The 26,336-nt window shown below is 42.9% G+C and carries 23 protein-coding genes and 1 tRNA gene; 20 read left to right on the plus strand and 4 right to left on the minus strand.

The genetic code is table 11. The annotated features are described in order from the left end of the window. The 3 genes from Q0K03_RS01515 to Q0K03_RS01525 form a co-directional block, all read left to right on the plus strand. The coding region (locus Q0K03_RS01515; RefSeq protein ID WP_297237001.1) for a hypothetical protein at positions 1 to 238 on the plus strand (238 nt) is incomplete at its 5' end. A 71-nt stretch (positions 239 to 309) separates the two neighbouring features. Continuing rightward, a complete protein-coding gene (gene eno / locus Q0K03_RS01520) occupies positions 310 to 1,623 on the plus strand; it encodes a phosphopyruvate hydratase (protein ID WP_297237003.1) in 1,314 nt (437 codons plus the stop codon). A gap of 72 nt (positions 1,624 to 1,695) precedes the next feature. Then, a complete protein-coding gene (locus Q0K03_RS01525; RefSeq protein ID WP_297237005.1) occupies positions 1,696 to 2,697 on the plus strand; it encodes a hypothetical protein in 1,002 nt (333 codons plus the stop codon). A gap of 13 nt (positions 2,698 to 2,710) precedes the next feature. Here the strand turns inward: Q0K03_RS01525 and Q0K03_RS01530 are convergent, their stop codons facing one another. Continuing rightward, the gene (locus tag Q0K03_RS01530) at positions 2,711 to 4,048 is read right to left on the minus strand and encodes an MATE family efflux transporter (RefSeq protein WP_297237007.1); all 1,338 of its coding nucleotides are present in this window, start codon (positions 4,046 to 4,048) and stop codon (positions 2,711 to 2,713) included. 74 nt (positions 4,049 to 4,122) lie between these two features. Between Q0K03_RS01530 and Q0K03_RS01535 the strand changes: the two genes are divergently transcribed. From Q0K03_RS01535 to Q0K03_RS01545, 3 genes are all read left to right on the plus strand, one after another. Continuing rightward, positions 4,123 to 4,950: an HAD family hydrolase gene (locus Q0K03_RS01535; RefSeq protein ID WP_297237009.1), complete on the plus strand. Its 828-nt coding sequence runs from the start codon at positions 4,123 to 4,125 to the stop codon at positions 4,948 to 4,950. Further along, the gene (locus Q0K03_RS01540; protein ID WP_297237011.1) at positions 4,937 to 5,932 is read left to right on the plus strand and encodes a dipeptidase; all 996 of its coding nucleotides are present in this window, start codon (positions 4,937 to 4,939) and stop codon (positions 5,930 to 5,932) included. Before Q0K03_RS01535 ends, Q0K03_RS01540 begins: the two co-directional genes overlap by 14 nt. 152 nt (positions 5,933 to 6,084) lie before the next feature. Continuing rightward, entirely contained in the window at positions 6,085 to 6,369 is a 285-nt protein-coding gene (locus Q0K03_RS01545; RefSeq protein ID WP_297237014.1) for an HU family DNA-binding protein, read from the plus strand. Between the two features lie 24 nt (positions 6,370 to 6,393). On the opposite strand, the gene Q0K03_RS01550 is transcribed toward Q0K03_RS01545, so the two are convergent. Beyond that, positions 6,394 to 7,170: a PAS domain-containing protein gene (locus tag Q0K03_RS01550; protein ID WP_297237017.1), complete on the minus strand. Its 777-nt coding sequence runs from the start codon at positions 7,168 to 7,170 to the stop codon at positions 6,394 to 6,396. A 174-nt stretch (positions 7,171 to 7,344) separates the two neighbouring features. Here Q0K03_RS01550 and mscL point away from each other — a divergent pair, with 174 nt between their 5' ends. Next, a complete protein-coding gene (mscL, locus tag Q0K03_RS01555; RefSeq protein WP_297237019.1) occupies positions 7,345 to 7,752 on the plus strand; it encodes a large conductance mechanosensitive channel protein MscL in 408 nt (135 codons plus the stop codon). Positions 7,753 to 7,790: 38 nt separating this feature from the next. On the opposite strand, the gene Q0K03_RS01560 is transcribed toward mscL, so the two are convergent. Then, a complete protein-coding gene (locus Q0K03_RS01560; protein ID WP_297237021.1) occupies positions 7,791 to 9,317 on the minus strand; it encodes an L-lactate permease in 1,527 nt (508 codons plus the stop codon). Positions 9,318 to 9,525: 208 nt separating this feature from the next. On the opposite strand from Q0K03_RS01560, the gene mraZ reads away from it, so the two are divergent. The 13 genes from mraZ to Q0K03_RS01625 all read left to right on the plus strand — a co-directional run bounded on the left by mraZ (position 9,526) and on the right by Q0K03_RS01625 (position 26,089). Next, positions 9,526 to 9,957 (plus strand): division/cell wall cluster transcriptional repressor MraZ, encoded by a 432-nt coding sequence (gene mraZ, locus Q0K03_RS01565; protein ID WP_297237023.1) that lies wholly within the window; start codon positions 9,526 to 9,528, stop codon positions 9,955 to 9,957. Next, entirely contained in the window at positions 9,941 to 10,885 is a 945-nt protein-coding gene (rsmH, locus tag Q0K03_RS01570) for a 16S rRNA (cytosine(1402)-N(4))-methyltransferase RsmH (protein WP_297237025.1), read from the plus strand. The genes mraZ and rsmH overlap by 17 nt, the downstream gene beginning before the upstream one ends. A gap of 24 nt (positions 10,886 to 10,909) precedes the next feature. Further along, the gene (locus Q0K03_RS01575) at positions 10,910 to 11,212 is read left to right on the plus strand and encodes a hypothetical protein (protein ID WP_297237027.1); all 303 of its coding nucleotides are present in this window, start codon (positions 10,910 to 10,912) and stop codon (positions 11,210 to 11,212) included. An 18-nt stretch (positions 11,213 to 11,230) separates the two neighbouring features. Then, positions 11,231 to 13,474: a penicillin-binding protein gene (locus tag Q0K03_RS01580; RefSeq protein WP_297237030.1), complete on the plus strand. Its 2,244-nt coding sequence runs from the start codon at positions 11,231 to 11,233 to the stop codon at positions 13,472 to 13,474. 100 nt (positions 13,475 to 13,574) lie between these two features. After that, on the plus strand, positions 13,575 to 14,840 hold the full coding sequence (locus Q0K03_RS01585) for a hypothetical protein (RefSeq protein WP_297237032.1): 1,266 nt from the start codon (positions 13,575 to 13,577) through the stop codon (positions 14,838 to 14,840). 17 nt (positions 14,841 to 14,857) lie between these two features. Then, the gene (gene ftsZ / locus Q0K03_RS01590; protein WP_297237034.1) at positions 14,858 to 15,949 is read left to right on the plus strand and encodes a cell division protein FtsZ; all 1,092 of its coding nucleotides are present in this window, start codon (positions 14,858 to 14,860) and stop codon (positions 15,947 to 15,949) included. Next, on the plus strand, positions 15,949 to 16,383 hold the full coding sequence (locus tag Q0K03_RS01595) for a hypothetical protein (RefSeq protein WP_297237036.1): 435 nt from the start codon (positions 15,949 to 15,951) through the stop codon (positions 16,381 to 16,383). The genes ftsZ and Q0K03_RS01595 overlap by 1 nt, the downstream gene beginning before the upstream one ends. Before the next feature lie 54 nt (positions 16,384 to 16,437). Next, positions 16,438 to 17,100, plus strand: coding sequence for a UDP-N-acetylglucosamine pyrophosphorylase (locus tag Q0K03_RS01600; protein WP_297237038.1), 663 nt, complete (start codon positions 16,438 to 16,440; stop codon positions 17,098 to 17,100). 46 nt (positions 17,101 to 17,146) lie between these two features. Continuing rightward, entirely contained in the window at positions 17,147 to 19,312 is a 2,166-nt protein-coding gene (locus Q0K03_RS01605; RefSeq protein WP_297237040.1) for a glycosyltransferase, read from the plus strand. Between the two features lie 69 nt (positions 19,313 to 19,381). Further along, positions 19,382 to 21,052, plus strand: coding sequence for an LCP family protein (locus tag Q0K03_RS01610; RefSeq protein ID WP_297237042.1), 1,671 nt, complete (start codon positions 19,382 to 19,384; stop codon positions 21,050 to 21,052). Positions 21,053 to 21,074: 22 nt separating this feature from the next. Beyond that, entirely contained in the window at positions 21,075 to 23,042 is a 1,968-nt protein-coding gene (locus tag Q0K03_RS01615) for an LCP family protein (RefSeq protein WP_297237044.1), read from the plus strand. A gap of 22 nt (positions 23,043 to 23,064) precedes the next feature. Beyond that, the gene (locus tag Q0K03_RS01620; protein WP_297237046.1) at positions 23,065 to 24,111 is read left to right on the plus strand and encodes an acyltransferase; all 1,047 of its coding nucleotides are present in this window, start codon (positions 23,065 to 23,067) and stop codon (positions 24,109 to 24,111) included. A 130-nt stretch (positions 24,112 to 24,241) separates the two neighbouring features. After that, positions 24,242 to 26,089: a nucleoside-diphosphate sugar epimerase/dehydratase gene (locus tag Q0K03_RS01625; protein ID WP_297237048.1), complete on the plus strand. Its 1,848-nt coding sequence runs from the start codon at positions 24,242 to 24,244 to the stop codon at positions 26,087 to 26,089. Between the two features lie 68 nt (positions 26,090 to 26,157). On the opposite strand, the gene Q0K03_RS01630 is transcribed toward Q0K03_RS01625, so the two are convergent. Then, positions 26,158 to 26,231: transfer RNA gene (locus Q0K03_RS01630), tRNA-Thr, on the minus strand. Between the last annotated feature and the right edge of the window lie 105 nt (positions 26,232 to 26,336).

Here is a 26,336-nt window from a genome sequence, read left to right on the forward strand (position 1 = left end):
AAATTGTGCCTTATGTCATACCCATACATTTGTTCTGCAGGGAAAAGACGGACAAAAGTATCGCTTGATGGGAGATGCTCATTGTCACATGTGTGTCTTTGAAAATGAGGCGTATAATGCCCTTTCAAAACGGGAAGTCTATCAAAAGATGGGAGTCCCGGGTTTCGCTGTTTTTTTCCTTGATGAGGCCACGGTTTTAAAAGATAAGATCATGGAAGATTTTAAGGCGCCGGCATAGGATAAAATATTGAATCTGAAGGGGTAAAGTGGTATTATTTTTGTAGCTTAGGGCAAAGGAGGATATTATATATGCCTATTATTGTTGATGTATATGCACGTGAAGTATTAGACTCTCGCGGTAACCCAACGGTTGAAGTAGAAGTTACTACAGAATCAGGTGCTTATGGACGTGCCATGGTTCCAAGTGGAGCAAGTACAGGAGAAAGAGAAGCATTAGAACTTCGTGATGGCGACAAGACTCGTTACCTGGGAAAAGGTACGACAAAAGCCGTAAACAATGTAAACAATATCATCGCACCGAAAGTGATCGGTATGGACTGCCGTGATCAGGTTCTGATTGATAAAACAATGTTGGAACTGGATGGAACACCATTCAAGAAAAACTTAGGAGCTAACGCTACATTAGGTGTATCTATGGCTTGTGCTTTGGCTGCTGCTGATTTCTATGGTATGCCATTGTATAACTACTTTGGCGGATTCAATGCCAAGACAATGCCAGTTCCTATGTGCAACGTTATCAACGGTGGAAGCCATGCCGACTCTACAGTGGATTTCCAGGAATTCATGATCATGCCTGTAGGAGCTACTTCTGAAAAAGAAGCCGTTCGTATGGCTGCAGAAACATTCCACGCATTGAAGACGGTATTAAAGAACAAAGGCTACAACACAAACGTAGGTGACGAAGGTGGATTCGCTCCTAGCTGTAAAGATGGAAATGAAGAACCTCTGGAACTGTTGGTTGAAGCTATGGAAGCTGCCGGATACAAACCTGGTGAAGATATGTGCATCGCCATGGACGTGGCTGCCAGTGAATTCCACAACCATGAAACAGGATTGTATGAATTGTCTAAATCTGGACAGGGTACAAAGACAAGCGATGAAATGATCGATATGTATGCAGAATGGATCGAAAAATATCCAATCATCTCAATCGAAGACGGACTTGGAGAACGTGACTGGGACGGATGGAAGAAACTGACAGACCGTTTAGGTGATAAAGTTCAGTTGGTTGGAGATGACTTGTTCGTTACCAATCCTTCAATCCTTCAGGAAGGTATCGAAAAGGGTATCGCCAATGCGATCCTGATCAAAGTAAACCAGATCGGTACTTTGACAGAAACATTCGATGCTATGGAATTGGCTAAGAAACACAACTACACTTGTGTTGTATCTCACCGTTCCGGAGAAACAGAAGATTCTACGATCGCTGATATCGCTGTAGGATTCAACGCTGGACAGATCAAGACAGGTTCTTTATCTCGTACAGACCGTATCGCAAAATACAACCGTTTGATGCGTATCGAAGACGAATTGAATCAGCGCGGCGGTGCTTCTATTGCCGAATACAAAGGAAAGAAATCTTTCTACAACTTGTATAAGTAAGATCCAGGCCTCTTAGGAGGCCTTTTCTTTTTGCCGAATTTCCGTCATAATAATGAAAAGGAGTTTTTATTTATGACAAAGGCAACCCTGGAACAGTGGAAATCATTATATAAGGAAGCAGACCGTTTGAAGATCAAAAAGCCATGGAAACTTCTGCCCTCGGACTTTTTGATTGCTCTTCAGATGGAGAATTACCGTGAACCTTTTTATATCAGTATCATGGGCCAGCTGGAAAGTGCGCCGGGTATCGGCATGGCTTATGGCAGAAAGGGCTTCCGAGATCTTTTATGGGTCATGGAATCCCACAAATATCCGGTCTCGCCCTTTTATGTGATTGGATCGGTCAACAGCTGTGTTTGTTACTATGGAAATGAAGAAGATCTGGATCTGGATCAAAAAAAGCGGATCCGGGATCTGGGGCTTCGTTACAAAGAAGATCATGAATGGACGTATTTTTTATCGTTTGAACCACGCTATATTCCTGTTGATCCTGACCGCAAACAAGTCAAAGAGTATACGGAAGTACTCATGCATCTCAATGACATCATGGATCATATTCAGGAAGATGAGGATTTTTTAAGGGATATTTTGAAAGCGGATATGTTAAAAGTAACACAGACCAATCATGGCTTCCGTTATGAGAAAGCCGATTTTCCTTTTGATACCACTTCTTTTTTCAGTTTGGAACTGGATGACAAGACCATTGAAGAGTTAAAGGACTATCAAAGAACGGACATGGAACTGGTGATTGATCTTCACTATTTCTTTTTCCCAATCGAAGACCCGGATTATGATAAACCATTGAATCCGCTGATGATCCTGGCTTATGATCTAAAAGGGGATCAGATTCTGGCGGGCGATCTTTTGGATATCGATGAAGATGAAATGGATGCAGTGGCGGATGTGTTCTTACAGACGATCCAGCGCTTTGGGCTTCCCGCAAAGCTCTTTGCCCGAAATCCCAACATTCTCTACGGGTTAAAAAATGTATGTGATCTTCTTGATATCAAGGTGATCGTGGATCCGCTGGAAGAGCTGGATGATATTTATGAACACATCCAGGACGCGATGTAAAAGCTATGAGAAATCATAGCTTTTTTACGGTATGGAGCATTGTGAAATAACAGGCACATCCGCCTAAGAGATTAGAAATGGGTTCAGCTATAAAGATTCCCTGGATACCTAAAGAAGGGATCCTTGGAAGAAGCAGAGTCAATGGTAAAATGACCAGGATCTTTCTGAATGTAGAAAAGAAAATTGCGTGTTTGGGTTTGTTCAAACCGACGAATGTGCCCTGGCCAACGTATTGTCCGGCCATAAGAAAGATTCCAAAATAATACAGATGAAATAAAGGAATCCCTGTCTGGATCAGATGGGGATCGTTGTTGAAGATCGAAAGGATCTGTCCGGGGAACAGGAAAAGAAGGATCCATGCGATCAACAGATATCCAAATACCAGAAGAGTCGTATACTTAATGACTTCTTTGATCCGCGGGATGCATCCGGCGCCCAGGTTATAGCCGATGACAGGTTCTATGGCTCCGTTCATGGCTTCCAACGGCAGGAAGAGTACATCGCGGACCGAGTTTAATATGGCCATGATGGCGATATAGAGACCGTTTCCATACCAGCTTAAAGAGGCGTTGATCACCATTGAAACAAAGGCGTTGCTTCCTGTAGCGATAAATCCAGCGGTTCCTAAAGACAGGATCTTTTTTTGGATCGTTTTATGCGGAAGGCATTGTTTCAGGGAAAAACCAAGCTGATTTTTCTTTCCTTTAAAAAAGAGAAGCACCCATAAAAAGGAGAAAAACTGAGAGATCACGGTCGCAATCGCGGCTCCCTGGATCCCCAGGTGAAAACCAAAGATCAGGATCGGATCCAGAAGGATGTTGGTGATGGCCCCCAGACATACGGTCATCATCCCCAGCTTAGGATATCCCTGAAGATTGATAAAACCGTTCAATCCGGAAGAAAACATCAAAAATGGCGTTCCCAGCAGGTAAATGCTCAAATACGAAGAAGCATAAGGCAGGGTTTCCTGGCTGGCGCCTAAAGTATTTAAAATCGGGGCTTGAAAAATCTCCAGGACAAGGACCAGAACAAGGGAAGTGAGAACCAAGCCGAAAATCGTGTTTCCCAGGATCTTGGAGGCGAGTTCGTCTTCTTTTTTGCCTCGGGCAATCGAACACAAGGGAGCACCGCCCAATCCAAACAGGTTGGTAAAAGCGGTAATCAAAGTAATCAGGGGAAAACAAAGACCCAGGCCGGTCAAGGCCAGGGAGGATGCGGTATCCAGGTGCCCGATATAGATGCGGTCTACGATGTTATAGGCGACTTGTACAAACTGCGCCAGCATCAAAGGAATCGCAAGACGGTAAATATGATGAAGCACACTGCCTTTGGAAAAATCACTGGAGTTCATGGTTTTAGTTTACCACTTTTTATTGGGGGTATTGTATTTTTTTGGTATAATCAAATCTAAAGGATGGATGAGATATGAAAGTAATTGTATGTGATTTAGACGGATCGCTGATGCCCAACAGTGCAGGGTTATATGTATCCGAACCTGTAAAGGAAAAATTGATCGAGCTTCAAAAAAAGGGGTGTCTGATCATCTTAAACAGCGCCCGTATTTTTCAGGGGGTTTATCCTCTGGCCAGGCAAATCAAAATGGATGAGTTTGGCGGTTATGTGATTTCCTGTAACGGCTGCCATGCCTACAATATGAAAACTCAAAAAGTAGAGTTTTCTTACCCGATCGAGCATGATCAGGTAAGGTGGCTTTGGGATTATGCCCAGAAATACAAGATGGGAATGGCCTTCACCCAGCCGGACTATGCGGTATGCAACCGCATGAAGCTGGGATTTGAGCTGGACCAGAAAAACTGTGATCTGGACTATATCGTTACCAATCATCGAGATGCGTATTTAAAACAGGAAGTGGTCAAATGTACACTGGCCGATGATCCAGAGATCCTGGAAGCACATTATGACGAAGTCAAAGAAGAATTATTGAGAAAGACCGATTTGATCGTGATTCAAAGTACGCCGGAACTATATGATATTATTTCCCGCCAGGCTTCTAAGCATACAGCGGTGGAAAGGATCCTGGAAAAAGAAAATGTCACCTGGGAAGAGACTTCCGTGATCGGGGACAGTTATGGCGATGTGGAAAGCATCCGTCTGTGCGGATTTGGTTGTACGTTGGAAAATGGAAAACCCGAGTGTAAGGAGGTTGCCGACTTGATCGTGCCGTCTTGTTTTGAAGAAGGCTGTGCGGTCTGGCTGGATCAGCTTTTGGAGAAGGTCAATGAAAATCATTGATATGCACTGTGATACGATTCTGGAGCTGTACAATCATCCAGAACAGGGATTGTTCTCCAATCGTTACAGTGTTGATATAAAGAAAATGCAGAAGGGCAATTATCTGATACAGAATTTCGCCTTGTTTACGGATCAAAAGGCTCTTTCGATCCCGGAACAACAAACGATGCGCCTGATGGATACCTTCTGGACGCAGATGGAAGAAAACAAAGAGTGGATCGCACCGGTCTTCACGTATGCGGATATTGAAAAGAACGAAAAAGAAAAGAAGCTGTCGGCTCTCTTGACCCTGGAGGATGGCGGGGTTGTCTTCGGTGATCTGGCGATGTTGAGAAACTATTACCGCATGGGAGTGCGCATGATCGCCCTGACATGGAACTATCCCAACGGAATTGGATATCCGAATTTTTCCATGGACAGCTTTTCAGATTATAAACAAGTGAATCCCATGCAGAAAGTGGATTTGATTCATGGCTTGACCGATTTTGGCATCGCGTATATCCAGGAGATGGAGCGCTTAGGTATGATCATCGATGTCAGCCACTTAAATGATGCCGGTTTTTATGATGTGCTCAAATACACGCAAAAACCTTTTGTGGCCAGTCATTCCAATGCCCGAAGCTTATGCCCGGTAGCACGTAATTTGAGTGATGATATGATTCAGGCCCTGGACCACAGAGGCGGCGTCATGGGAATCAATTTCTGCGGTGATTTTTTAGAGAGTCATGACAAACCCAATGGCCCCAGCCGGATCCAGGCCATGGTTTCGCATATTCTTCATATCAAAAAGATTGCCAGTATCAATTGTATTGGTTTGGGAACCGATTTTGATGGGATCCATTCCAAACTGGAAATTGAAGATGCTTCGCAAATGGGGAAATTGAAAACGGCTTTAGAAGAGGCGGGTCTTACACAGGAAGAGATTGAAAAGATCTTTTATAAAAATGTATTGCGTGTTTATAAAGAAATTTTAAGATCCTAAGCGAACTTCTGATAAAGATGTAACTTAAATTAAAAAATATAAGATAAATTAAATAATTATAAATGAAATTAAAATAAATAATCATTTTATTGAAAATAGAAGTATTTTAATTTAATATATATTTGACGACCAATGAGTAGGGAGGAAAATGTATGTCTTTATCAATCAACCGAAAGGACCTGGAAGCTCGATTCAGCGAAGAGTTCAATGTTTCTAAAGCGACGGCCAATGAATACATTCAATTTGTATTCGATCAGATCACGGATGTCTTGAGAGAAGACGGACAAGTGGATATCTATGGATTTGGACGCTTCTCTGTAACGCATCGAAAAGGAAGAATTGGAATCAATCCTTCTACTGGAGAAAAGATGGAGATCTTGCCGACAAGAAATGTGAAATTTAAATCCAGCAAGCCATTAAAAGACATGTTAAAATAGAAAAAACAGCCATCGGCTGTTTTTTTACTTTACGTATTGTCTCAAAAAATCAAAATGGGAAGGCGCAAAAGGAGAGGTTTTCGAAAGAATATCGTTCACAGTTTCTTCGGAATCAAAGACGATGCATCCGCAAAAGCGTGGCTTCAGCTGAAAACAATAGACCGAAAGGTATTTATCTAAGGTGTTACTGTAAGAATGGATGACTTTCTGGGTATTGTTGATCGCAACATCGGCATAGCTAGCGACCCATGTCAAACCATCTTCAGGGAACAGTTCCAGGAAAGAGTGGTCAACCAATTGTTCAAGAGATGAGTTTTCAATCGTTTCCATTTTCTTATTACAGTAACGGAAAAAGAAATCGACGCCATTTCCTTGTTCGTTGAAGACAATTTCAATCACGCAAAATCCGATGGGCGTATCATCCAGGATGTGCAGCTGTGTAAGGATAGGATTTTCCAGATCGGTTTTATTGATGTTGGTTTGCCATTCGTCATTGAATGCTCTTTGTTCGTGGGAGAACCGGGAACGTCCTTCTAAAACTTTATTATCGATCATTGTATAGTTATTTCCTTTGATATCAATGACATAGCGGCTGTTGATATAGACGCCTTTGTTGATGTTGACAAAATGGGAACTGTTTAAGGAAGTAATGATCGTCTTAGCGGGAATATAAGTTTTGGTTACCTTGCCGTTAAACAAGTATAGACAGGTTTTGGAGTCTTGCCGAATGATATACTTGATATTCTCTTCCAAAATGTGATTCTTTTTAAAGAATCGTTCCATTTTCTCGGTCGATGTCATTTTTACGCCTTCTTTCAAACCTTCTATACTATAACATAAAATTTTTCTATCACAACAAAAGCCGATATTTATGCATTTTTTAAAGATTGGAAATTATTTTTTTGAAAAAGCAGGGTTGAAAAACTACTAAAAAGTGGTGTAAAATCTTTAGCCGGTAAAACAAAGGAGAAGAAGATGAAGAAATTTATTGAAGAATTTAAGTCATTTGCACTGCGCGGCAATGTGATGGACATGGCTGTCGGTGTCTTGATTGGTGGTGCGTTCACCAGTATCGTAACGGCATTAACGACAAACTTTATCCAGCCGATCCTGGATGTTGTAACGGGTGCCAAAACATATACTTTGCAGGATGTAGCCGGATTTGGAACAGCGTTTATTTCGGCAGTCGTGAATTTTTTGATCACAGCCCTGGTATTGTTTATTTTATTGAAATCGATCAATAAACTGATGAGCTTAAGCGTAATCAAGAAAAAAGAAGAAGAGGAAGCAGCGCCTACGACAAAGATTTGTCCTTTCTGTAAAAGCGAAATCAGTATCGAAGCTACACGTTGTCCTCACTGTACTTCCGAATTAGATAAGTAAGAAAAGAACCACATCTCTAAGGCTGAGATGTGGCTTTTTTATAGGATCATATTTCCAATATAGGCAAGGATTGACATCAAAAGGATCATCCCGATGCCGTAAGGAAGAACCATAGACAGCAATTTTGAATCTTGTCCTTTACTGTCGACACTGCTCAAGGCAATAGCCAGGCTTTGCGGGCTGAGCATTTTCCCAACGGCCACACCCAGCGAATTCAAAGCGACGATCCACAGGCTGTTGGCCTGTAAAGCCTGGGCGGCTTCCATCTGTACTGGGCCAAAGAGCACGCCGGAATTGGTGCCCGATCCTGTCACGAAGGTACCCAAGGCACCAAACCATGGGGCAAAGAAAGGATAGAAGGAACCGGTGATCGAGATCACAAATGCAGAGATGTCGCTGATCATGCCGGCGTATCCCATGATCTTTGCGGTAGCCAGCACACACAACATCGTGATCATGGTTTCTTTCATCTGCACAAAGGTATCCGCAAAGACCGTAGCGAAGTCTTTTAATTTTGCCTTTTGAATGCATCCGCCAATCAAAGCAGACAGGAAGATCCATACGCCCGGCGTGTTGATCCATGAAAAAGAAACGGTTCCTGGATCGTTTCCAGTATAGATCGTCATCGTCGTGGAAAAGGCACTCAGTGCTTCATTGACAGGGGCGACCAGTTTGGATGTCATCAGCAGAAAACAGAATATCAGAATAAAGGGACTCCAGGCCTTCAGGGCACTGGATACGGTAATCACAGAATTCTTTTCGATCTTCATTTCATATTGAGGATCGCTTTTTTTCTGGGATGCCATAAGGATCGTCAGAAGCAGGGAACATACGCTTCCCACTACGACGGCCAACTCAGCGCCTACAAAATAGCTTACCGCCAGCTGGGGAAGAATAAAGCCCAGGGAGCTTGCCAGGGTGACAGGAATCATTCCTTTCAGGGCCTTAGGGCCTTTTCCTGTCGCCATAACAATAAGGAAAGGGGCGGCAATCACAAAAGGAGCTAACTGCAGGCTGGTCATAAAGGCCAGGGAAGAGTTTTCCAGCCCGACAAGATTGGCCAGGGTCACGGTTGGGATCCCGATAGAGCCAAAGGGAGTGGGAACGCCGTTGGCAATCAGGCAGACCAGACAGCTGAATAAAGGACTGAATCCTAGTCCTGCCAGCATGCTGGCGGGAATCGCAATGGCGGTCCCAAAACCGGCCATTCCTTCCATGAATCCGCCAAAACACCAGGCAATGAGTAAAACAATGATGCGTTTATCGCTGCTTACCGATGCGATCATTTGTTTGATGATCTCCATGGCACCGGTTTTTAAGGTCAGGTTGTAGGTAAATACCGCAGCAAGGATAACGAGAATAATGGGCCACAGAGCCATGGCGAAACCTTCTCCAATGGCGCTGAACATATCGAGGAAAGGCATTTTCCAGTATGTTATAGCCAGCAGGGCACAAAGTATCAGCGATCCTATGGCGGCTTTAAACGTCGGCCATTTTAAGACCACCAGGGCAATGACCAGCCATATGATAGGCAATAAAGCCAATAGAAATATAATAAAGTTCAAAATTTCACCTCTCTTTGACCGAAGTCGGTTTAATTATACATAAAAATCAAGGAAGAATCCTGTTTTTTTATCATAAAAAAAGTTGAATGTTCAACGGTTTTATAAAAATACACTTTTCTTTAAAAAAAAGTTGTCAAAAAAGGATGAAATGATGTATTATGGTGGTGCGAAGTAGCACGAAGTGTCTAATTGTGGGGGGTGACGGCACGTGTTTATGGGGGAATACGCGCATAATATCGATCGTAAGGGGCGATTGATTATGCCTGCGAAATTTAGAGAAGAACTCGGAGAACACGTTGTCGTTAACCGCGGATTAGACGGCTGCTTGTATGTATATACTGCAGACCAGTGGGATGTGGTATATCAAAAACTATCGAAACTGCCTTCCACCAATAAGGATGCGCGTATGTTTCAGCGTATGATGTTGGCCAAGGCGGCCGAGGTAGACCTGGACAGTCAGGGGCGAATTCTGATACCAAGAACTCTGATCGAACTGGCAGGTTTGGAAAAAGAGTGTCTGATTGTCGGAATGGCCAGTCATATTGAGATCTGGTCTAAAGAGAAGTGGACACAGCTTGAAGAAGAACAGTCCAGCTCATTTGAAGAGTTTGCGGAGGCACTGAATGGATTCATGGAGTAAGGTTTCACACCAGAGCGTTTTGTTGAAGGAAACGATCGATATGCTCGATGTGAAAGAAGATGGCGTTTATGTCGATTGCACGTTAGGCAGAGGGGGCCACAGTGCAGAGATCCTGAAACGTTGTCCCAAGGGACACTTATATTGTTTGGATTGCGATAAGGAAGCCATTGAACAAAGTACACTTCGTTTATCCAAAATCGGAGATAACTTCACTTGTATACATACTTCGTTTATGAATTTGAAGGAAGTGCTTGCCAAAGAAGGTATCTCTAGTATCGATGGACTGGTCATGGATCTGGGTGTTTCCAGTCCGCAGTTTGATGATCCTCAAAGGGGTTTCAGTTATCGGTTTGATGCCAGACTTGATATGCGAATGGATCAAAGCCAAAAACTGGATGCCTGGACGGTCATCAACACGTATTCTCAGGAAGAGTTGTTTAAGATCTTCAAGGAATATGGAGAAGATCCGAACGCTTATCGGATCGCGGCAGGAATTGTCAATGCCCGCAAGGAAAAACCAATCGATACAACATTTGAACTGGTCGATGTGATCAAAGCCAGTCTTCCGGCAAAGGTTCTCAATAAAAAAGGACATCCTGCCAAGCAGATCTTTCAGGCGATTCGCATCGAAGTCAATCAGGAATTGAAACAGCTTCCCATCGCTTTAAGGGACGCGATAGAGATGCTCAATCCTGGTGGCAGGATCGCGGTCATAACGTTTCATTCACTGGAAGATCGCATCGTTAAGAATTTGTTCAGGGAAAAAGCTGTTCAGAAAAAGGCAGATCGAAGACTGCCGCAAATAGGGATGGAAAATTTAGAATTTGAATTGATTTCAAGAAAACCGGTAACAGCCGCAAAAGAAGAGCTGGAAAACAATCACAGGTCTCACAGTGCAAAACTTAGGGGATTGAAAAGGAAAGAGTAGATTAAAATGGACAAGAGAGTAGGAATGAAAAAACAGAATAATAAAAAGAGACGTCATATTCGTCAGCTTCGTCCAGAGAAAATGCTTTTACTGGTATTTGCTCTTTCATTTGTCTTCTATTGCTTTTCAAAAATCGGCTTGAATTCATACAATATTACTTTATCTGTTGAAGAACAGAAACTTGCAGCGGAAGTGGCAGAAAAACAAGATCAGATCCACTCTTTAAAGACGGATATTTCTACCCTTCAGGACAAAAATAAAATGCTGGGGCTTGCTGGAGATGATTTAAGCGAAAACCAGGATAACATTTATGTAATCAACAATTAATTGAATGGATGGATGTGCATGGCTGTTAAGCGTAAAGTAGTAAAGAGAAAGCCAGACAAGCGAGTTCAGCGGATACGGGTTCGCAACAGCAATCGTCAGCTTTTTCGAATGATTCGAGTGATGTGTTTTATAGGAACATTAGTGATTGCTAATGTTCTTTTCACTATGGTCACTAAAACGCATATCTGGTCAGGAGAGAGCGTTTTAAACTCGAAAGTATCCTCTTCCATTGTAAATACGACCGTGGAAGCCAAACGCGGAACGATCTATGACCGCAATCGCCAGGTCATTGCCCAGGAGGTGGAAGCCTGGACGATCGTTGCGTATCTGGATGACGACATTGTCGATGAAAATGGAGATCCTGACTACGTAAAGAATGCTTCGCGTACAGCCAAAAAACTCAGTTCGGTCTTAGAGGATGCGAACAAAAAGAATATAGAAAAAATATTAAAGAGTGCGATGAAACAAGGATTGTCGCAAACGGAACTGGGAACGGGAACGAAACGTCTTGATGAAGAAACGATGAAAGCTGTCAAAAAGCTGGATCTTCCAGGAATCGGTTTTATCGGTACGACCAATCGAAATTATCCGACAACGCCTTATTCCAGTACGCTGGTGGGCTTTGCGGCTTTTGATGAAGATGAGCAGCGAGTCGTTGGAAAAATGGGGCTTGAGCAAAGCATGAATGATATCCTTGCAGGAGAAGATGGACAGGTTCAGTACCAGCAGACTGTGAGCGGAAACATTTTGCCAGGGACAACGACAGTATATAAAGAGGCTAAAGATGGTGATAATGTCGTTTTGACATTAGACAGCAGTCTGCAGTCGGTCGTGGAAAAGGCTATGAAAGAAACGATGGAATACAACCGGGCCGAAAGCGCCTGGGCCGTTGTTATGGAAGTGGAGACCGGAAAGATCCTGGCTTGGTCAAGTTATCCAAGTTATGACCAGAATAAACATAAGGAGATTCCTTCGTATACCGATGCCGTCAGTTCGATGGTGTACGAGCCGGGATCTGTCATGAAGCCGTTTACGTATGCAGCCGCTGTTGATACGGATACTTTCCCATACAATACAATGTACCGGGCAGGAAGCTTTGAATATGGCTATGACAGTACAACGAATAAGATCAATCGTGTTTATGGTGCGAATACCGGGTATCCTACGATTTATGATGCCCAGGGAAATGACTATGGAACCTTGACATTTGAAGACGGGCTGGCGTTTTCCAGTAACGTAGGTATCTGTGAATTGTTAGCCAATTATATGGATTATGATTCGTTAGGAAAATATTTAGACCGTTTTGGATTCTTCCAGGAGACCGGGATCCCTTATGTGACCGAAGGTGTCGGGCAGAAAAATGTTGGAGTGCCTATGGACTATCTTCGTACAGGGTTTGGACAGTCCAGTTCGATCACCGTACTTCAGCTGATCCAGGCTTATTCAGCCATCTTTAATGATGGTATCATGGTTCGTCCCTATGTTGTTGATTCGATTGAAGATGCCAAGACCGGGGAAGTGATCAAGTCTTATAAGACCAAAGTGCAGGGGACGCCAATCTCTAAGGAAACAGCCAATGAGATTGTGGAAATGATGACCCATGTTTTGGATGAAGGACGATCGGGAGAGCGCTTCAAGATTGATGGCGTCAGTATGGCGGCCAAGACAGGAACGGGCGAGATCTACGATGTGGACAAAGGAAAATACGATACCGTCAATTATACGTCCAGCGTTATTGCGGCCGCTCCGGCTGAGGATGCGAAAGTTCTGGTTTACTGGGGAATGATCGGGCCGAATTTTGTCAATTACAGCGCTCAGCAATTTCAGGATATCATGCGTGCGGCTCTGATTGCCTACGGTGTCAGCAGTGCTCCGCAGGAAACCGAAGAGGAAGAAGAAACCGAGAAGTGGGAAACCTATACCATGCCAAGCCTGGTAAACCATTCCATGAGTTATGCGGAAGAAAAAATGAAAAACTGGAAATGCCAGATCGTTAAGATCGGGTCGGGTTCTGTGGTGACAGAACAATATCCGAAAGAGGGAAGTACGGTAAGTTCAGGCGACCGGGTCTTCCTTCTGACCGATGGAAATGATATCAAAATGCCGGACATGAAAGGGTGGACGCGTAAAGATATCACAGCTTTCTGGGAATTGACAGGAATTCAGATAAAGACAGACGGATATGGGGCGGTTGTTTCTCAAAGCGTGGAACCGGATACGGCCATTTCGGCAAATTCGGATATTACCGTCACTTTAGAGTAAAAACGTTGAATTTTTTTAGACAATGTGAAATAGTACTAAACTTCTATTCAGAAATTTGTTATAATCTATAATGATTCAAATCAGAAGAAGGAGAATGTGAATGCCTAAGAAAAAAGTATATGCGACCGTTGAAATCGCAGATCAGGAAATACGCCTAATCGTACTGGAAATTTTTGAGGCCAGAAATAACGTCTTGCGTGTCGAGCGTGTTCATTGTTCAGGCGTTCAGAATCAAAAAATCGTTGATGAAGCAGCGGTGGTCAAAGCCATCCAGGAAGCTTGTAAAAATGCGCAGAATGCTTTGGGATTCCGCATTGAAAGAGTCTTGTTGGCAATACCAAGCGTGAATGTACAGCGCTGTTCCCAAAAGATCCATGTGCAGATCTCGGATGGAACCAAAACGATTCGCCTGTTCCATATTCAGCAAGGCTTCAATAAGGCCATTGAAAAACAGCTGAGTGAGGAAGTTGTCTTTGTCAATGTGAATCAGATCACCTATTACATCAATGGAGAAGCAACACATAAGCTCCCATTGGGGAAAGAATGTGATGATTTCTATATGGAAGTGGACTTATTGTATGCCGATAAAGAAACGATGTATGCCTATGCCCGCTGCATAGAGCAGTCGAATCTGCAGATTCTGGATGTTTGTATCGATGCCTATGCCCTGGCACAGGAAACAGGCGCTTTGATCTCGGATCCGCAAAGACCGATCGTACAGATCGATCTGGAACAAGATCACTGCACGTTAGCTTTGTTCCAGCATGGCCGTTTATTGAATACAACAACTTTAAATCAGGGATATAAGTTCTTTACAGAAGAGCTTCAGCGAAAATATGAACTGAGCGATGCGATTTGTTACCGCTTGCTGGAAAATATATTTACATCGGATGAAGACAGTGCCAGCGATGTGATCTGTTATATCGAACAGAAAGAAAAGTTCCGTGTAGAGATCACGCTGGAGGAACTGGCGGCTTCTTGTCTGCCTAGGATCCGTGCCTGGATCGCCGATATCAATGAAGCCTGTGCACCAATTGCCGGTCAGTCTTCCCAGTCCATGCGCTATATCTTGACTGGACAGGGAGCGAATATCCGCGTTCTGTCTATGATGCTCAATGCGTTCAATGCGAATGCACAGGTGTTTGAAGAACAGACGATCGGGGCTCGCGATGGGGCTTATGTTTGCGGTTTGGGAATGGCGTATGCATGGCAATATGTCAATAAGATCCGTAAAGAAGATAAAATCAGCGTCAACAACAATGAGCTGGAAGCCAGTATTGATTCCATCAATCAGCATGCCAAAGAGAATGCCGAAGGTGGATTTACACAAAAACTTAAGAATGCGATCTTGTCAGAGAAAGAATAAATTGGAGGAAAAGAAAGATGACAGAATTTAATCAAGTTGCGACGATCCGTGTGCTCGGTGTCGGAGGAGGCGGATCCAACGCTGTGAACCGAATGGTAGCGGATGGAGTAAAGGGAGTAGATTTTTATATCTGCAACACGGATATCCAGGTAATGAAAAATTCTCCATGCCAGAATAAAATCGTATTAGGACGTGAAACGACAAAAGGTCTAGGAGCGGGAGGAAATCCTGAATTTGGACGTAAAGCCGCTGAAGAAAGCGAAAGCGAAATTCGTGAAGCCATTAAAGGCAGCGATATGGTCTTCATCACGGCCGGAATGGGTGGTGGAACCGGAACCGGTGCCGCTCCGCTGATCGCAAAGATCTCAAAAGAAGAAGGCGCTCTTACAGTTGCCGTTGTCACCAAACCATTTACTTTTGAAGGGAAAAGACGCTCCAACAACGCCGCTGACGGAATTGAAGAATTGAAAAAACACGTTGATTCTTTGATCGTTGTTTCTAACGATAACTTATTGGAAGTGATTGGACGCAAACCAATCGAAGAAGCGTTCCAGGCTGCCGATAACGTATTGCGTCAGGGTGTACAGACAATTTCTGACTTGATTGCCGTACCGGCTCTGGTCAACCTGGACTTTGCCGATGTTCGCAGTGTAATGCAGAACCAGGGACGCGCTTTGATCGGTATTGGTATGGCTGAAGGCGAAGACAAAGCGGTCAATGCCGCTGAAAAAGCCATCCAGTCTCCTTTACTGGAAGCGCAGATCAATGGGGCTACCAGCGCCATCATCAATATCACAGGTGGAGATAAAGTTTCTCTGTTCGATGCGCAGAACGCAGTTGCGGTAATTCAGGATGCCGCTGGCGGCGATGTGGACTGCATCTTTGGAATTGCGATCAACGAACAGCTGGGCGATGCCATTATCGTTACCGTCATTGCCACAGGCTTTGAGGAACCTAAGAAAGTCGCAAAGAAACGCAGTGATGCAAGACCAAAGGAATCTTTATTCACACAGCCATCTTTACAGACGCCTGTACAGGGAGGCGTAGTGACCAGCGTTGAAGAAACAGCGCAGGACGATACGATTCCTAACTTCTTCTTCAATCGCTAATGTTTGTTCTATATATTGATGATTCGTTTTTTGGAGCCAGTGATTTCTCCCGGGACATGCGGTATAAGCTTCGTGTTCTTTTAAAAGAAACGCCGATAGAAAATGTCTGGATCTCCAATGCGAAAACGGACAGTCATATCATTGAGAATTTCTTTAAGGAATTCCCGGATATCCATTATAAGGAAAGTACCCTTCGAATCACTCAGGATGAAAAAGATTGGGTTCTTTCCAATGCTTCTTTGAAGGTGGAGGACATCACGATTCGCCCTTATTCCGGAACGTATTGTTTAGTGGATACTAAATCGGGTCAGTATGAACGAATCTATCTTGATCTTTTTCCGCAGGAAGAAACCGATCTCGTTTCTATCTTTATGGATTCGATCCAGGAAGCGATGGATCATCTTTCACCGAAAAAAGAAAAAATGAAATCTTAGCTTGCCTTATCGGCAGGCTTTTTTTTAAAATAAGTCTAGATGGGAGGAATTCTTGTGATCACAATTACCGAATTATTCGACTTAGAACATACTTTAGCCAAAAAATATCTTTCGGGTTTCACCTATCCATGGCAGGCTTTGGCGGGAATTCATGATTTGATCTTAAACTTAGGACCTACTTTAAAGGATTATCAGGAAATCGAATCGCAAGTCTGGGTTCATCCTAGCGCCAAGATTGCGCCTACTGCTTATTTAGGCGCCCCATGTATTATTGGACCCGATACAGAAGTAAGACATTGTGCCTTTATTCGCGGGAATGCTCTGGTAGGGGCCCATTGTGTGGTGGGCAACAGTGTAGAATTAAAGAATGTCATTCTTTTTGACCATGTTCAGACACCGCATTATAATTATGTAGGCGATTCCATTCTTGGATATAAGTCGCATATGGGGGCCGGTTCGATCACTTCGAATGTAAAAAGCGATAAATCCCTTGTCGTTGTCAAATCCCAGGGGAAAGAATATCCTACCGGGTTAAAAAAGATGGGAGCCATTCTGGGAGATCATGTAGAAGTTGGATGTAATTCTGTTTTGAATCCGGGAACGATCGTTGGCCCTGATTCGATGATCTATCCTGTATCCTGTGTGCGGGGTGTCATTCCTTCCGACAGCATTTATAAAGATAAGAACCATATCCTGAAAAAGACTAAGGCAGCTTAGTCTTTTCTTTTGGAATCGAGTATGGGAAAATAACGATGGTGATATTATGGCAGAAATTGGACAGCTGACAAAAAAGACGGTGACCGCTTTGAAAGCGGAAGGAATCAAAGGCGTGCAGAAAAGGGCGAAGCACTATCTTGCACAAAGAAAAGAGGCATCGATCAAAGGCTCTGTTTTCAAAGATGTTCTTTTTATTAATGGGTGTCCGCGTGATCTTTTGGGACAGTCGGTTCGCTATCGCGTGGATCATCAAAAAGAACAGCTGGAGAGTTTTGGCTTGCGCTGTGATGAGATCTATTATAAAAATATTCAGCTTGACCAGGTAAGGCTGTATCGGAATTTTATCATTTTCCGAAGCATTTATACACCAGAGCTGGAAACGTTTATTCAAAAAGCACGAAGTTTAAATAAGAAAGTTTATTACGATATTGATGATCTGGTTTTTGACACTTTTTTTACCGATTTGATCCCTTCTGTCCGCAATATGCCCAAAGATCAAAAAGATCAATATGATAAAGATGTAGAACTGCGCAAGAAACTTTTGATGTTGTGTGATGGGGCGATCACTTCAACAAAAAGAATGAAAAAAGAGCTGGAAAAATATGTGAGTGAAGTATTCATCAACCGAAACTGTGCCAGTATGGAAATGGTTTCCATCAGTTCCAAAGTCAAAAAAGAAACTTCGGATACGGCTCGCATTGGATATTTCAGTGGCAGTTTGACGCATAACGATGATCTGAATATGCTGATACCGGCCTTAACAGAAATAATGGAAAAATATCCTAATATCGAGCTCCATTTGACCGGGGAACTGTCCTATCCAGAAGCTTTGCGTCCCTATGCCAAACAGATTCATATACATCCCCTGGTGGATTGGAAAGAGCTTCCGCATCAAATCGCACAGATGGATATCAACCTCGCGCCGCTTTGTGACACAGTTTTTAATGAAGCTAAAAGTGAAATCAAATGGATGGAGGCAGCCTTGGTCAAAACATGCACGGTGGCCAGTAAAGTAGGAAGCTTTGCGGAAAAAATCGAAGATCATAAAACGGGTCTTCTTTGTTCGGGTACAGAAGAATGGGTACAGGCTTTATCCACACTGATCGAAGATAAAGAATTACGTCAAGAGTTGGCTGCCAATGCCTACCGCACATGCATGGAGTGCTACATCAGCATTTATAATGGAAACCATGTAAAAGATTATATTCAGTCACATCAAAGTCCGAATATCGTCTTTGCGATGCCTAAAGTCGAGATCAGCGGAGGCATCATGGTGTGCTTTCGCCATATGTGCGCTCTCTTGAAGCATGGATATGATGTCTCGGTTTTATCGCTGTATGATCAAACACCCTGGACGACTTTTATGGAAAACGAGTTTCCCGTTTTAGAACTGGATCCAGATAAGATCCAGGGGTCGATCGATCAGGCGGTGGCAACCATGTGGCCTACGGTCAAGCTTCTAGAATCAATTTGTGGTATTGATCAGCGGCTTTATCTGGTACAGAACTTTGAAACGGATTTTTATTCTTTTGAGGATCCAAAGAAAAAACAGGCCAATGAGAGCTATTGTCCGAAAACGCCGTTTACTTTTATTACCATTTCAAAATGGTGCCAAAGCTGGCTGAAAGAGCGGTTTGACAAAGAAGCCCGCTGGGCCCCGAATGGAATCGATTCGCATCAGTTTCAGCCGCATCCAAGAGATCTCAAAAAAAAGATCCGCATTTTGATTGAAGGGGATTGTCAGGCAGAACACAAGAATGTAGATGAGAGTTTTCGTATCGTTGAAAAGCTGGATCCCAACCATTTTGAAGTGTGGTATATGTCCTACAATGCGAAACCCAAAAGCTGGTATCGGATCGATCGTTTCTTTCATCGCATCCCTTACGAAGAAGTTCCGTCGGTTTACAGCCAGTGTGATATTTTGATCAAAACAAGTCTGTTGGAGAGTTTTTCTTATCCGCCTTTGGAAATGATGGCGACTGGAGGCTATGTCATCGCCATTGCCAATGGAGGGAATAGAGAATATCTGAAAGATAAAGAAAATTGCCTGATTTATGAAAAGGGCAATATCGATGAGGCTATACAATGTATCGAAACTTTGCGATGCGACGATCCATTGTGTCAAACTTTGTATAAAAATGGACTGGAATGTGCTCAAAAGAGAGACTGGGATGAAATAGAGCCGCAGATTCTAGATCTATACAGGCGATAAATATGGGTATTTTGTGTTATTTATCGGCCAAAAATTGACAAGAAACTTATAAAATGCAAAAATAGTCCTATGAGTAACAATAGAAGAACGAACGCAACACGTAAGATGCCTAAGAAGCGACGCCGTATTTCGCCGCTTCTTAAATTCTTATGTTTTATTTTGTCTATCGCTGGAATCGGCTTGTTTGGCTTGTTTGCCTATCAGTTTTTTATGTTGAATATTGTACCGAACATGATCTTGATTCCGGTTTTGGTGGTGCTGGTATTGATCACATTGCTGATCATTGTTTTTTCAAACTTTAAATGCCGCAGGAACATCTCCAAATTCCTGATGGTTTTGATCTTGGTCCTTATCAATGTGGTCTATGGTTTTGGAAACTACTATGTCTATGGCATGACAAAACTGTTTGATAAGGTCACCAACCTTACAGAGAAAACAACGCATAAGATCAATGTTTTGACCGATGCGGAATCCGGTCTGACAAAGCTGTCCGATCTGGACGACTGTGTATTAGGGACTGTTTCCAGCCTGGATCCTAAAGGAACCAAGAAATGCTTACAGGACATCAAGAAGAAGATCGATGTTCAAACCGTAGAATACACTTCGGTGGAGGAGCTTGTCTGGGCTTTGTTCAATGATCAAGTCGACGGCATCATTATGAATGAATCCTATGAAGGCGGTATTCATGAAACATACTATGATTTTGGGGTACAGGTAAACCGGGTCCATACTACGGTTTACTATACAGACCGTTCGCAATCCCAATCCGAGTCGTTAAATAAGGTAAAAAACATTACGAGCGATCCTTTTACGATTCTGATCAGCGGAAATGATTCTTACGGAGAGATCGGAACAAACGGAAGATCGGATGTTAATATGCTGGTCACGGTAAATCCAAATACGCACACGATTTTACTCACCAGTATACCAAGGGATTACTATGTGCCGATGGCTTGTTCGGCCCAGGAAGATGGATGTCCGCAGGATCAGCCGGATAAATTGACGCATACAGGACTTTATGGTGTCGAAACAACGGATAAGACCATTGAAGAACTGTTAGATATCGAAATCAACTATACAGTACAGGTCAACTTCTCCAGCCTGGTCAATATCGTGGATTCGGTTGGCGGGATCGATGTTTATGTCGAAGACGGTTTAGAAGTGGATGTCTTTGCGGCCAATGGGTCAAAAGGGGTAACCGCCGGAATGAATCATTTGGATGGGGAAAGAGCTCTGGCCTTTTCCCGTGAGCGCTACGCTTATCAGGATGGAGACCTGCAAAGGGTCAAGAACCAGCAAATCGTAATCCAGGCTTTGATTGAAAAGATTGCCTCTCCAAGTATGTTGATGAATTTTGGCAAGTTTGTGGATGCGGTCGGATCTGCGTTTGCGACCAATATGCCGGCCGATCAAATCCGTACCTTTATCCAGTATCAGTTCGCATTGATGCCAAAGTGGAATTTTGAATCTTTTGCCCTGGTGGGAAAAGATGGAAACGAATTTAGTCCGTCCATTGGATTGAATGCCGCTGTGCTTCTTCCATACGAAGAATATGTAGAAGAAGCAAGTGACAAGATCAAAGCGGTTCTTGATGGAGACTCTTCTAACGACATTGATACGATTCCGGATAATCTGGATCGTTTGACAGTTCGTACTTATGATTCTTCTCAGGATGCCTTTTATGAGGATCAAACCAATGAAATCTATGATCCTGTATACGATGGCTATTCTTATTATTGATTAGTCTGAGAAAGGAGTTCCTATGAAAAAAATTGCTCGAAGAAAAAAGAAAAGTTTGGGTTTTAAGATTTTTGCGGGAGTTTTATCGTTCGCTCTTGTTGGATTATCCGCTGTTTTGACATGGGAAATTTTGACATTGAATATTTTATCAACCAAACTATTGATTCCGGTAATTGTTATTTTGGTTTTATTGGATTTGATTTTCCTGATTCTGATTTGGAACTCTAAAAAAACCGTAGGCCGCGTTTTCAGCTCACTTTTTGTGGTCCTGCTTTGCGGTGTGTATGGCTTTGGCAGTGTGTATATCATGAATACGCACCAGATGCTGGATTCCATTACCTCGATCACCGGAAAGGTTAAAAATACCGTATCGGTATTAACATTAAAGGAAGATTCTCTGGAAGAATTGGAGGATCTGGATGGAAAATCATTAGGCTATTTAAAAACGATCGATACCTATGGAACCGAACAGTTATTAAAAAAGGCCGGTAAAGATCTGGGATATGATTCTAAAAAAACAGGCATGGTCCTGGATGTTTTAGCACAGGAAGAAGAAAAAGAATCAAAAGAGAAGGAAGAAAAAGACACGATTTCAACAGAATACTCCTACCTTCCTTTTGATGAAGTAGGCTATGAAAGTCTTCAGCAGATGGTCAAAGCTCTCTATGAAGACGAGATCGATGCCATTATATTGAATAGTGTCTACGTTTCCAATGTGACTGAAATAGAAGACTATGCCGATTTTAAAGAAGATACCAAAACCATCTATACGGTCAATTACTATACAGATTCTAAGAATCAGGCTCTGGTTGTATCCGATATCAGCACCGAACCATTCAATATCTTTGTGTCCGGGAACGATACGTTTGGCAGCGTGGATGAGCTTTCCCGTTCCGATGTGAATATGATCGTGACGGTCAATCCTACTACCAGCACGGTTCTTTTAACGAGTATTCCTCGTGACACCTATGTAGAAAGCGCTTGTGATATTTCGGATGGATGTCAGGCTGGAGCCATGGATAAACTGACGCATTTAGGACTGCATGGAGTGGATGCTTCAGTAGATACCGTTGAAAACCTGATGGGTGTGGACATCAACTATACATTCCGTGTGAATTTTTCCAGTGTTACCGATATCGTAAATGCCATAGGCGGAATCGATGTTTTTGTGGAAGAAGGTCTTTCGGTCGATATGTTTGCGGCCAACAATACCGAAGGGGTTCATGAAGGTTGGAACCACCTGGATGGGGACAGAGCCTTAGCTTATGCCCGCGAACGCTATGCCTACGCAGACGGAGATAATCAGCGTGTCCGCAATCAGCAGCAAGTATTACAGGCCATTGTAACCCAGGCTATCTCTTCGGATATCCTGGTCAACTACAACAGTTTGATGAAGGCGTTCAGTGATGCCTTTGAAACCAATATGAGCACCAAAGAGATCACGCAGCTGATCCAGTATCAGCTGTCTGCCAATCCTGACTGGAAATTTGAAACGTATCAGCTGGATGTTGTCGGAGACATGATGTATTGTGCCGAACTGGGCCAGGAAGCTTCGGTTTCGATTCCGGATATGCGAAGTGTCCAGATTGCTCGCGAAAAGATTGAAGCAGTCATGAACGGAGAGTCTTCTGAGTCAGTGGATACAGACTGGCTGGAGACAACAAGTCCAGTGTATAACTACTGGGGAAACTATGATCATGATATCGACTATCGAACCGATTCCGATACGACATATTATGAACGAGAAACTCCAAATGTTGACCAGGGATATGAAGATACACAAGAGTATGATAATTCTTATATCGAAAATGGAACGCAGAATTATTATGATCCATATCCTTCAACGGACACCTCTCAAGACTATTATGATCCTTATCCTTCCACGGGTAATGAATCGCAGGATTATTACGATCCCAACGTTTCAGGGGGAGATACCAACCAGGCGTATGGGGATCCTACTCAAAGTCAGGAGTATTATTCATCATATTGATCTGTGAAATAGGAGAAGAAGTATGCTGGCAAGCCTTTTTATGACAAAAGATGATTTTTATTCCAACCGCTATGCCGGAATACAGGCTTTACGCGGCATCGCGGCCATGATCGTGATCCTGGAACATGTTCGCTTTTTAGCTTGCGGCGCTTTTGGGGTAGACATCTTCTTTTGTATCAGCGGTTTTATGATCATGTTGACAACACAGAACAACACCCGCCACTTTTTTAAAAAGCGTTTGATCCGCATTCTTCCTCTTTACTATATAATGACACTGGCAACATGGATCGGTTTATTGATCGTTCCGTCTCTATTTCAAAGCACACAGGCCGATGTTTCCTGTTTGATCAAGAGTCTGTTGTGCATTCCTTTTGATATGGGACAGGGAAGTATTCGCCCTTTGATGGGGGTCGGATGGACGATAAACTGTGAAATGTTTTTTTATTTGATCTTTTTTATCGCTATGAAGATCCATCACAAATACCGGGGACTTCTCTGTACTGTTTTTCTGTTGATCCTGATGGGAATTGCAAGTCTTCCTATCGGTAACGATTCCATCTTGCTTCAGTTTTATGGAAATCCGGTCATGTTGGAATTTGGCTTAGGTATCGGTTGTTTCTATGTCAGCCGCTGGATGTATGAAAAATACCATCAATCTTCCATATCGAAAAGCTTACCGATCTTATTAGGTTTGTTGGTTTGCGGAATGTTTCTTGTTCTGTTGTTGACCAAACATGCCTTATATCACGATGATTTCAATCGGTTTATCTATTGGGGGATTCCAGCCTTCGTTCTTGTTTTGATCTTCTTCTTTTTAGGGATGTTTATATCCTTTCCTGGCTGGCTGGTGCATTTAGGCGATATGAGTTTTTCCATCTATTTGATCCACTATTATCCTGTGATTGTTTTTGACCGCCTTTTCTTTGATTTTGGACTGTGTTCTTTAAAAAGTGTTTTCGGGTTATTTTTCGTGATTGGAATCGTCCTGATTCTTTCGGAGATTTCCTACCGGTTGATTGAAAAGCGTCTGAGCACCTTCTTAAAAAAGTTATGGATCCAAACACCTTAAAACGACAGAGCGTATCCCCAGGGATAGGCTCTTTTTTAGTGATTGTGTTCAATCAAGAGAAACAAATCCGTAAATTTTGTTTTTCCATAAAAATACGTTATAATGATTTCAATGTGGATAGGGGATAAACATGACAAGTTTGTATAAATCGATGGTCTATCAAAAATATAGAGGTGTCTTGATTTCTTTATTTGATATCCTAGTCGTTTTCGGCAGCTATGTGTTTGCCTTTTTCTTTGATAATGACTTCTTTTTAAACGGCGGTATGCTTCACATCACGCGTTTTATTATTCTCGGGATGTGTTTTGTGCTGCTTCTTCATGGAATCATGGGTGTTCTGTTTCAGACCCATAAAAGTCTCTGGACTTTTACGGGACCCAGCGAAGTGATCCGCGCCGCTTTGAAATCGATTTGCTGCCTGCTCATTATGCTGGCCTTCTCTTCGGTGGCAGGCCTTTTCTTGCATAAGCAGATCTTGATCATAGGCGAGACGCTGGCTTTCCTGATTTCTTTAGGAGCCCGATTGATCTACCGGTCTTTTCGAAGATACGCTCTGGATATGGAACGAAGTGAAAATGCCGTGATCGTGGGTGCCGGCAATGCCGGGTATTTGATGCTCAATGAAATTTATCGTGGAACAAGCTATCCATACAATGTGGTTGGATTCCTGGACGATATGAAAGTCAAAGGAACGATCGTAAACGGAAAGAAAGTCTTGGGAAGCGTAGACGATGTCAAAGAAGTCTGCGAAAAATACGACGTTCATCATATTTTCATTGCGGTTTCCAAGGCAACACGTGAGCAGAAACAGAGAATTATCGATCTGTGTGCTTCTTCGGGTGTCAACACGAAGATCATGCGTTTTACTACGGAAAACGATTTAAGCTCTCCGGTCCATGTCGATGATATTCAGATCGAAGATCTTTTGGAGAGACCAAGCATTGATCTAAAGACCGAACAGATCGGTTCTTATTTAACAAACAAAGTGGTCTGTGTAACGGGTGCAGGGGGATCAATCGGTTCTGAACTGGTGCGCCAGATCTTGAAATTCGATCCGAAGTCGCTGATTTTATTGGACATCAATGAAAATAGCCTTTATATGCTCAAACAGGAGATCTTAAGAGGAATTCGCAAGGGAATGTATTCTGAGGATCTGATTTTGGAAACATTGATTGTTTCCATACGCGAAAGAGATGAAGTCTTTAAGATCTTTCATAAATATCAGCCCAATGTCGTCTATCATGCCGCTGCCCATAAGCATGTACCGTTGATGGAAGATCGTCCAACCGAAGCAATTCGAAACAATGTTTTTGGGACAAAGAATGTGATCGATGCCTGCATCGAGAATAAAGTGGAACGGTTTATTATGATCTCAACGGATAAAGCGGTCAACCCAACAAATGTCATGGGAGCTACCAAACGAATGACAGAGCTGATCCTGCAGTCAAGAGAAACCAGTGAGCCCATCAAAATGGCCGCTGTTCGTTTTGGCAATGTTTTAGGTTCAAATGGATCGGTGATTCCTATCTTCAAGGAACAGATCAAACAAGGAGGACCTGTTACCATCACGGATAAAAACATCCAGCGTTATTTCATGACGATCCCAGAGGCAGCTCAGCTGGTCTTACAGGCGGGGTACTATGCCAATCATCGGGAAATCTTTGTGCTGGATATGGGAAAACCCGTCAAGATCCTCGATCTGGCAGAAAAGATGATCTCTTTATCCGGCTCTGTGCCATATAAAGATATAGAAATCAAAGAAATCGGCCTGCGCCCAGGCGAAAAGATGTTTGAGGAACTGGCTTTAGAGATCGAAAAGTGTCATCGCACGGAAAATAAGCTGATCTTTGTTCATGAGCCAATTGATATCTCTCAAGAAACCGTGGATCGAAAAATTACAACTTTGTACGATGTCATCATGAAGACAGACGATGTATCAAAAATAAAAGAAGTATTACTGGATGCGATAAAAGATTGAGTATGATCAAAGGATCATACTCTTTTAAAAAAAAGCCTTTGTCAAATGACAAAGGCAAATTGGATCGATGGTGCCTGCACGCGGAATTGAACCACGAGTTCATCCTTACCATGGATGTGTATTACCATTATACTATGCAGGCAAGTGCATTATGCTTGCATATTGTCCCATTGAATCGAAAAAAAATCAACTGAAAAATGAAAAAAATTAAAAATATAAAACCAACTTGTCTCGAGTAAACTTGAGT

The organism is uncultured Faecalicoccus sp. (assembly GCF_944327125.1).
In the GTDB taxonomy this organism is placed as follows: Bacteria; Bacillota_I; Bacilli_A; order Erysipelotrichales; family Erysipelotrichaceae; genus Faecalicoccus.

Coding starts and splice junctions, on each gene's coding strand:
- eno (WP_297237003.1), top strand. CDS start 310: ATGCCTATTATTGTTGATGTATATGCACGTGAAGTATTAGACTCTCGC.
- Q0K03_RS01525 (WP_297237005.1), top strand. CDS start 1,696: ATGACAAAGGCAACCCTGGAACAGTGGAAATCATTATATAAGGAAGCA.
- Q0K03_RS01530 (WP_297237007.1), bottom strand. CDS start 4,048: ATGAACTCCAGTGATTTTTCCAAAGGCAGTGTGCTTCATCATATTTAC.
- Q0K03_RS01535 (WP_297237009.1), top strand. CDS start 4,123: ATGAAAGTAATTGTATGTGATTTAGACGGATCGCTGATGCCCAACAGT.
- Q0K03_RS01540 (WP_297237011.1), top strand. CDS start 4,937: ATGAAAATCATTGATATGCACTGTGATACGATTCTGGAGCTGTACAAT.
- Q0K03_RS01545 (WP_297237014.1), top strand. CDS start 6,085: ATGTCTTTATCAATCAACCGAAAGGACCTGGAAGCTCGATTCAGCGAA.
- Q0K03_RS01550 (WP_297237017.1), bottom strand. CDS start 7,170: ATGACATCGACCGAGAAAATGGAACGATTCTTTAAAAAGAATCACATT.
- mscL (WP_297237019.1), top strand. CDS start 7,345: ATGAAGAAATTTATTGAAGAATTTAAGTCATTTGCACTGCGCGGCAAT.
- rsmH (WP_297237025.1), top strand. CDS start 9,941: ATGGATTCATGGAGTAAGGTTTCACACCAGAGCGTTTTGTTGAAGGAA.
- Q0K03_RS01575 (WP_297237027.1), top strand. CDS start 10,910: ATGAAAAAACAGAATAATAAAAAGAGACGTCATATTCGTCAGCTTCGT.
- Q0K03_RS01580 (WP_297237030.1), top strand. CDS start 11,231: ATGGCTGTTAAGCGTAAAGTAGTAAAGAGAAAGCCAGACAAGCGAGTT.
- Q0K03_RS01585 (WP_297237032.1), top strand. CDS start 13,575: ATGCCTAAGAAAAAAGTATATGCGACCGTTGAAATCGCAGATCAGGAA.
- ftsZ (WP_297237034.1), top strand. CDS start 14,858: ATGACAGAATTTAATCAAGTTGCGACGATCCGTGTGCTCGGTGTCGGA.
- Q0K03_RS01595 (WP_297237036.1), top strand. CDS start 15,949: ATGTTTGTTCTATATATTGATGATTCGTTTTTTGGAGCCAGTGATTTC.
- Q0K03_RS01605 (WP_297237040.1), top strand. CDS start 17,147: ATGGCAGAAATTGGACAGCTGACAAAAAAGACGGTGACCGCTTTGAAA.
- Q0K03_RS01610 (WP_297237042.1), top strand. CDS start 19,382: ATGAGTAACAATAGAAGAACGAACGCAACACGTAAGATGCCTAAGAAG.
- Q0K03_RS01615 (WP_297237044.1), top strand. CDS start 21,075: ATGAAAAAAATTGCTCGAAGAAAAAAGAAAAGTTTGGGTTTTAAGATT.
- Q0K03_RS01620 (WP_297237046.1), top strand. CDS start 23,065: ATGCTGGCAAGCCTTTTTATGACAAAAGATGATTTTTATTCCAACCGC.
- Q0K03_RS01625 (WP_297237048.1), top strand. CDS start 24,242: ATGACAAGTTTGTATAAATCGATGGTCTATCAAAAATATAGAGGTGTC.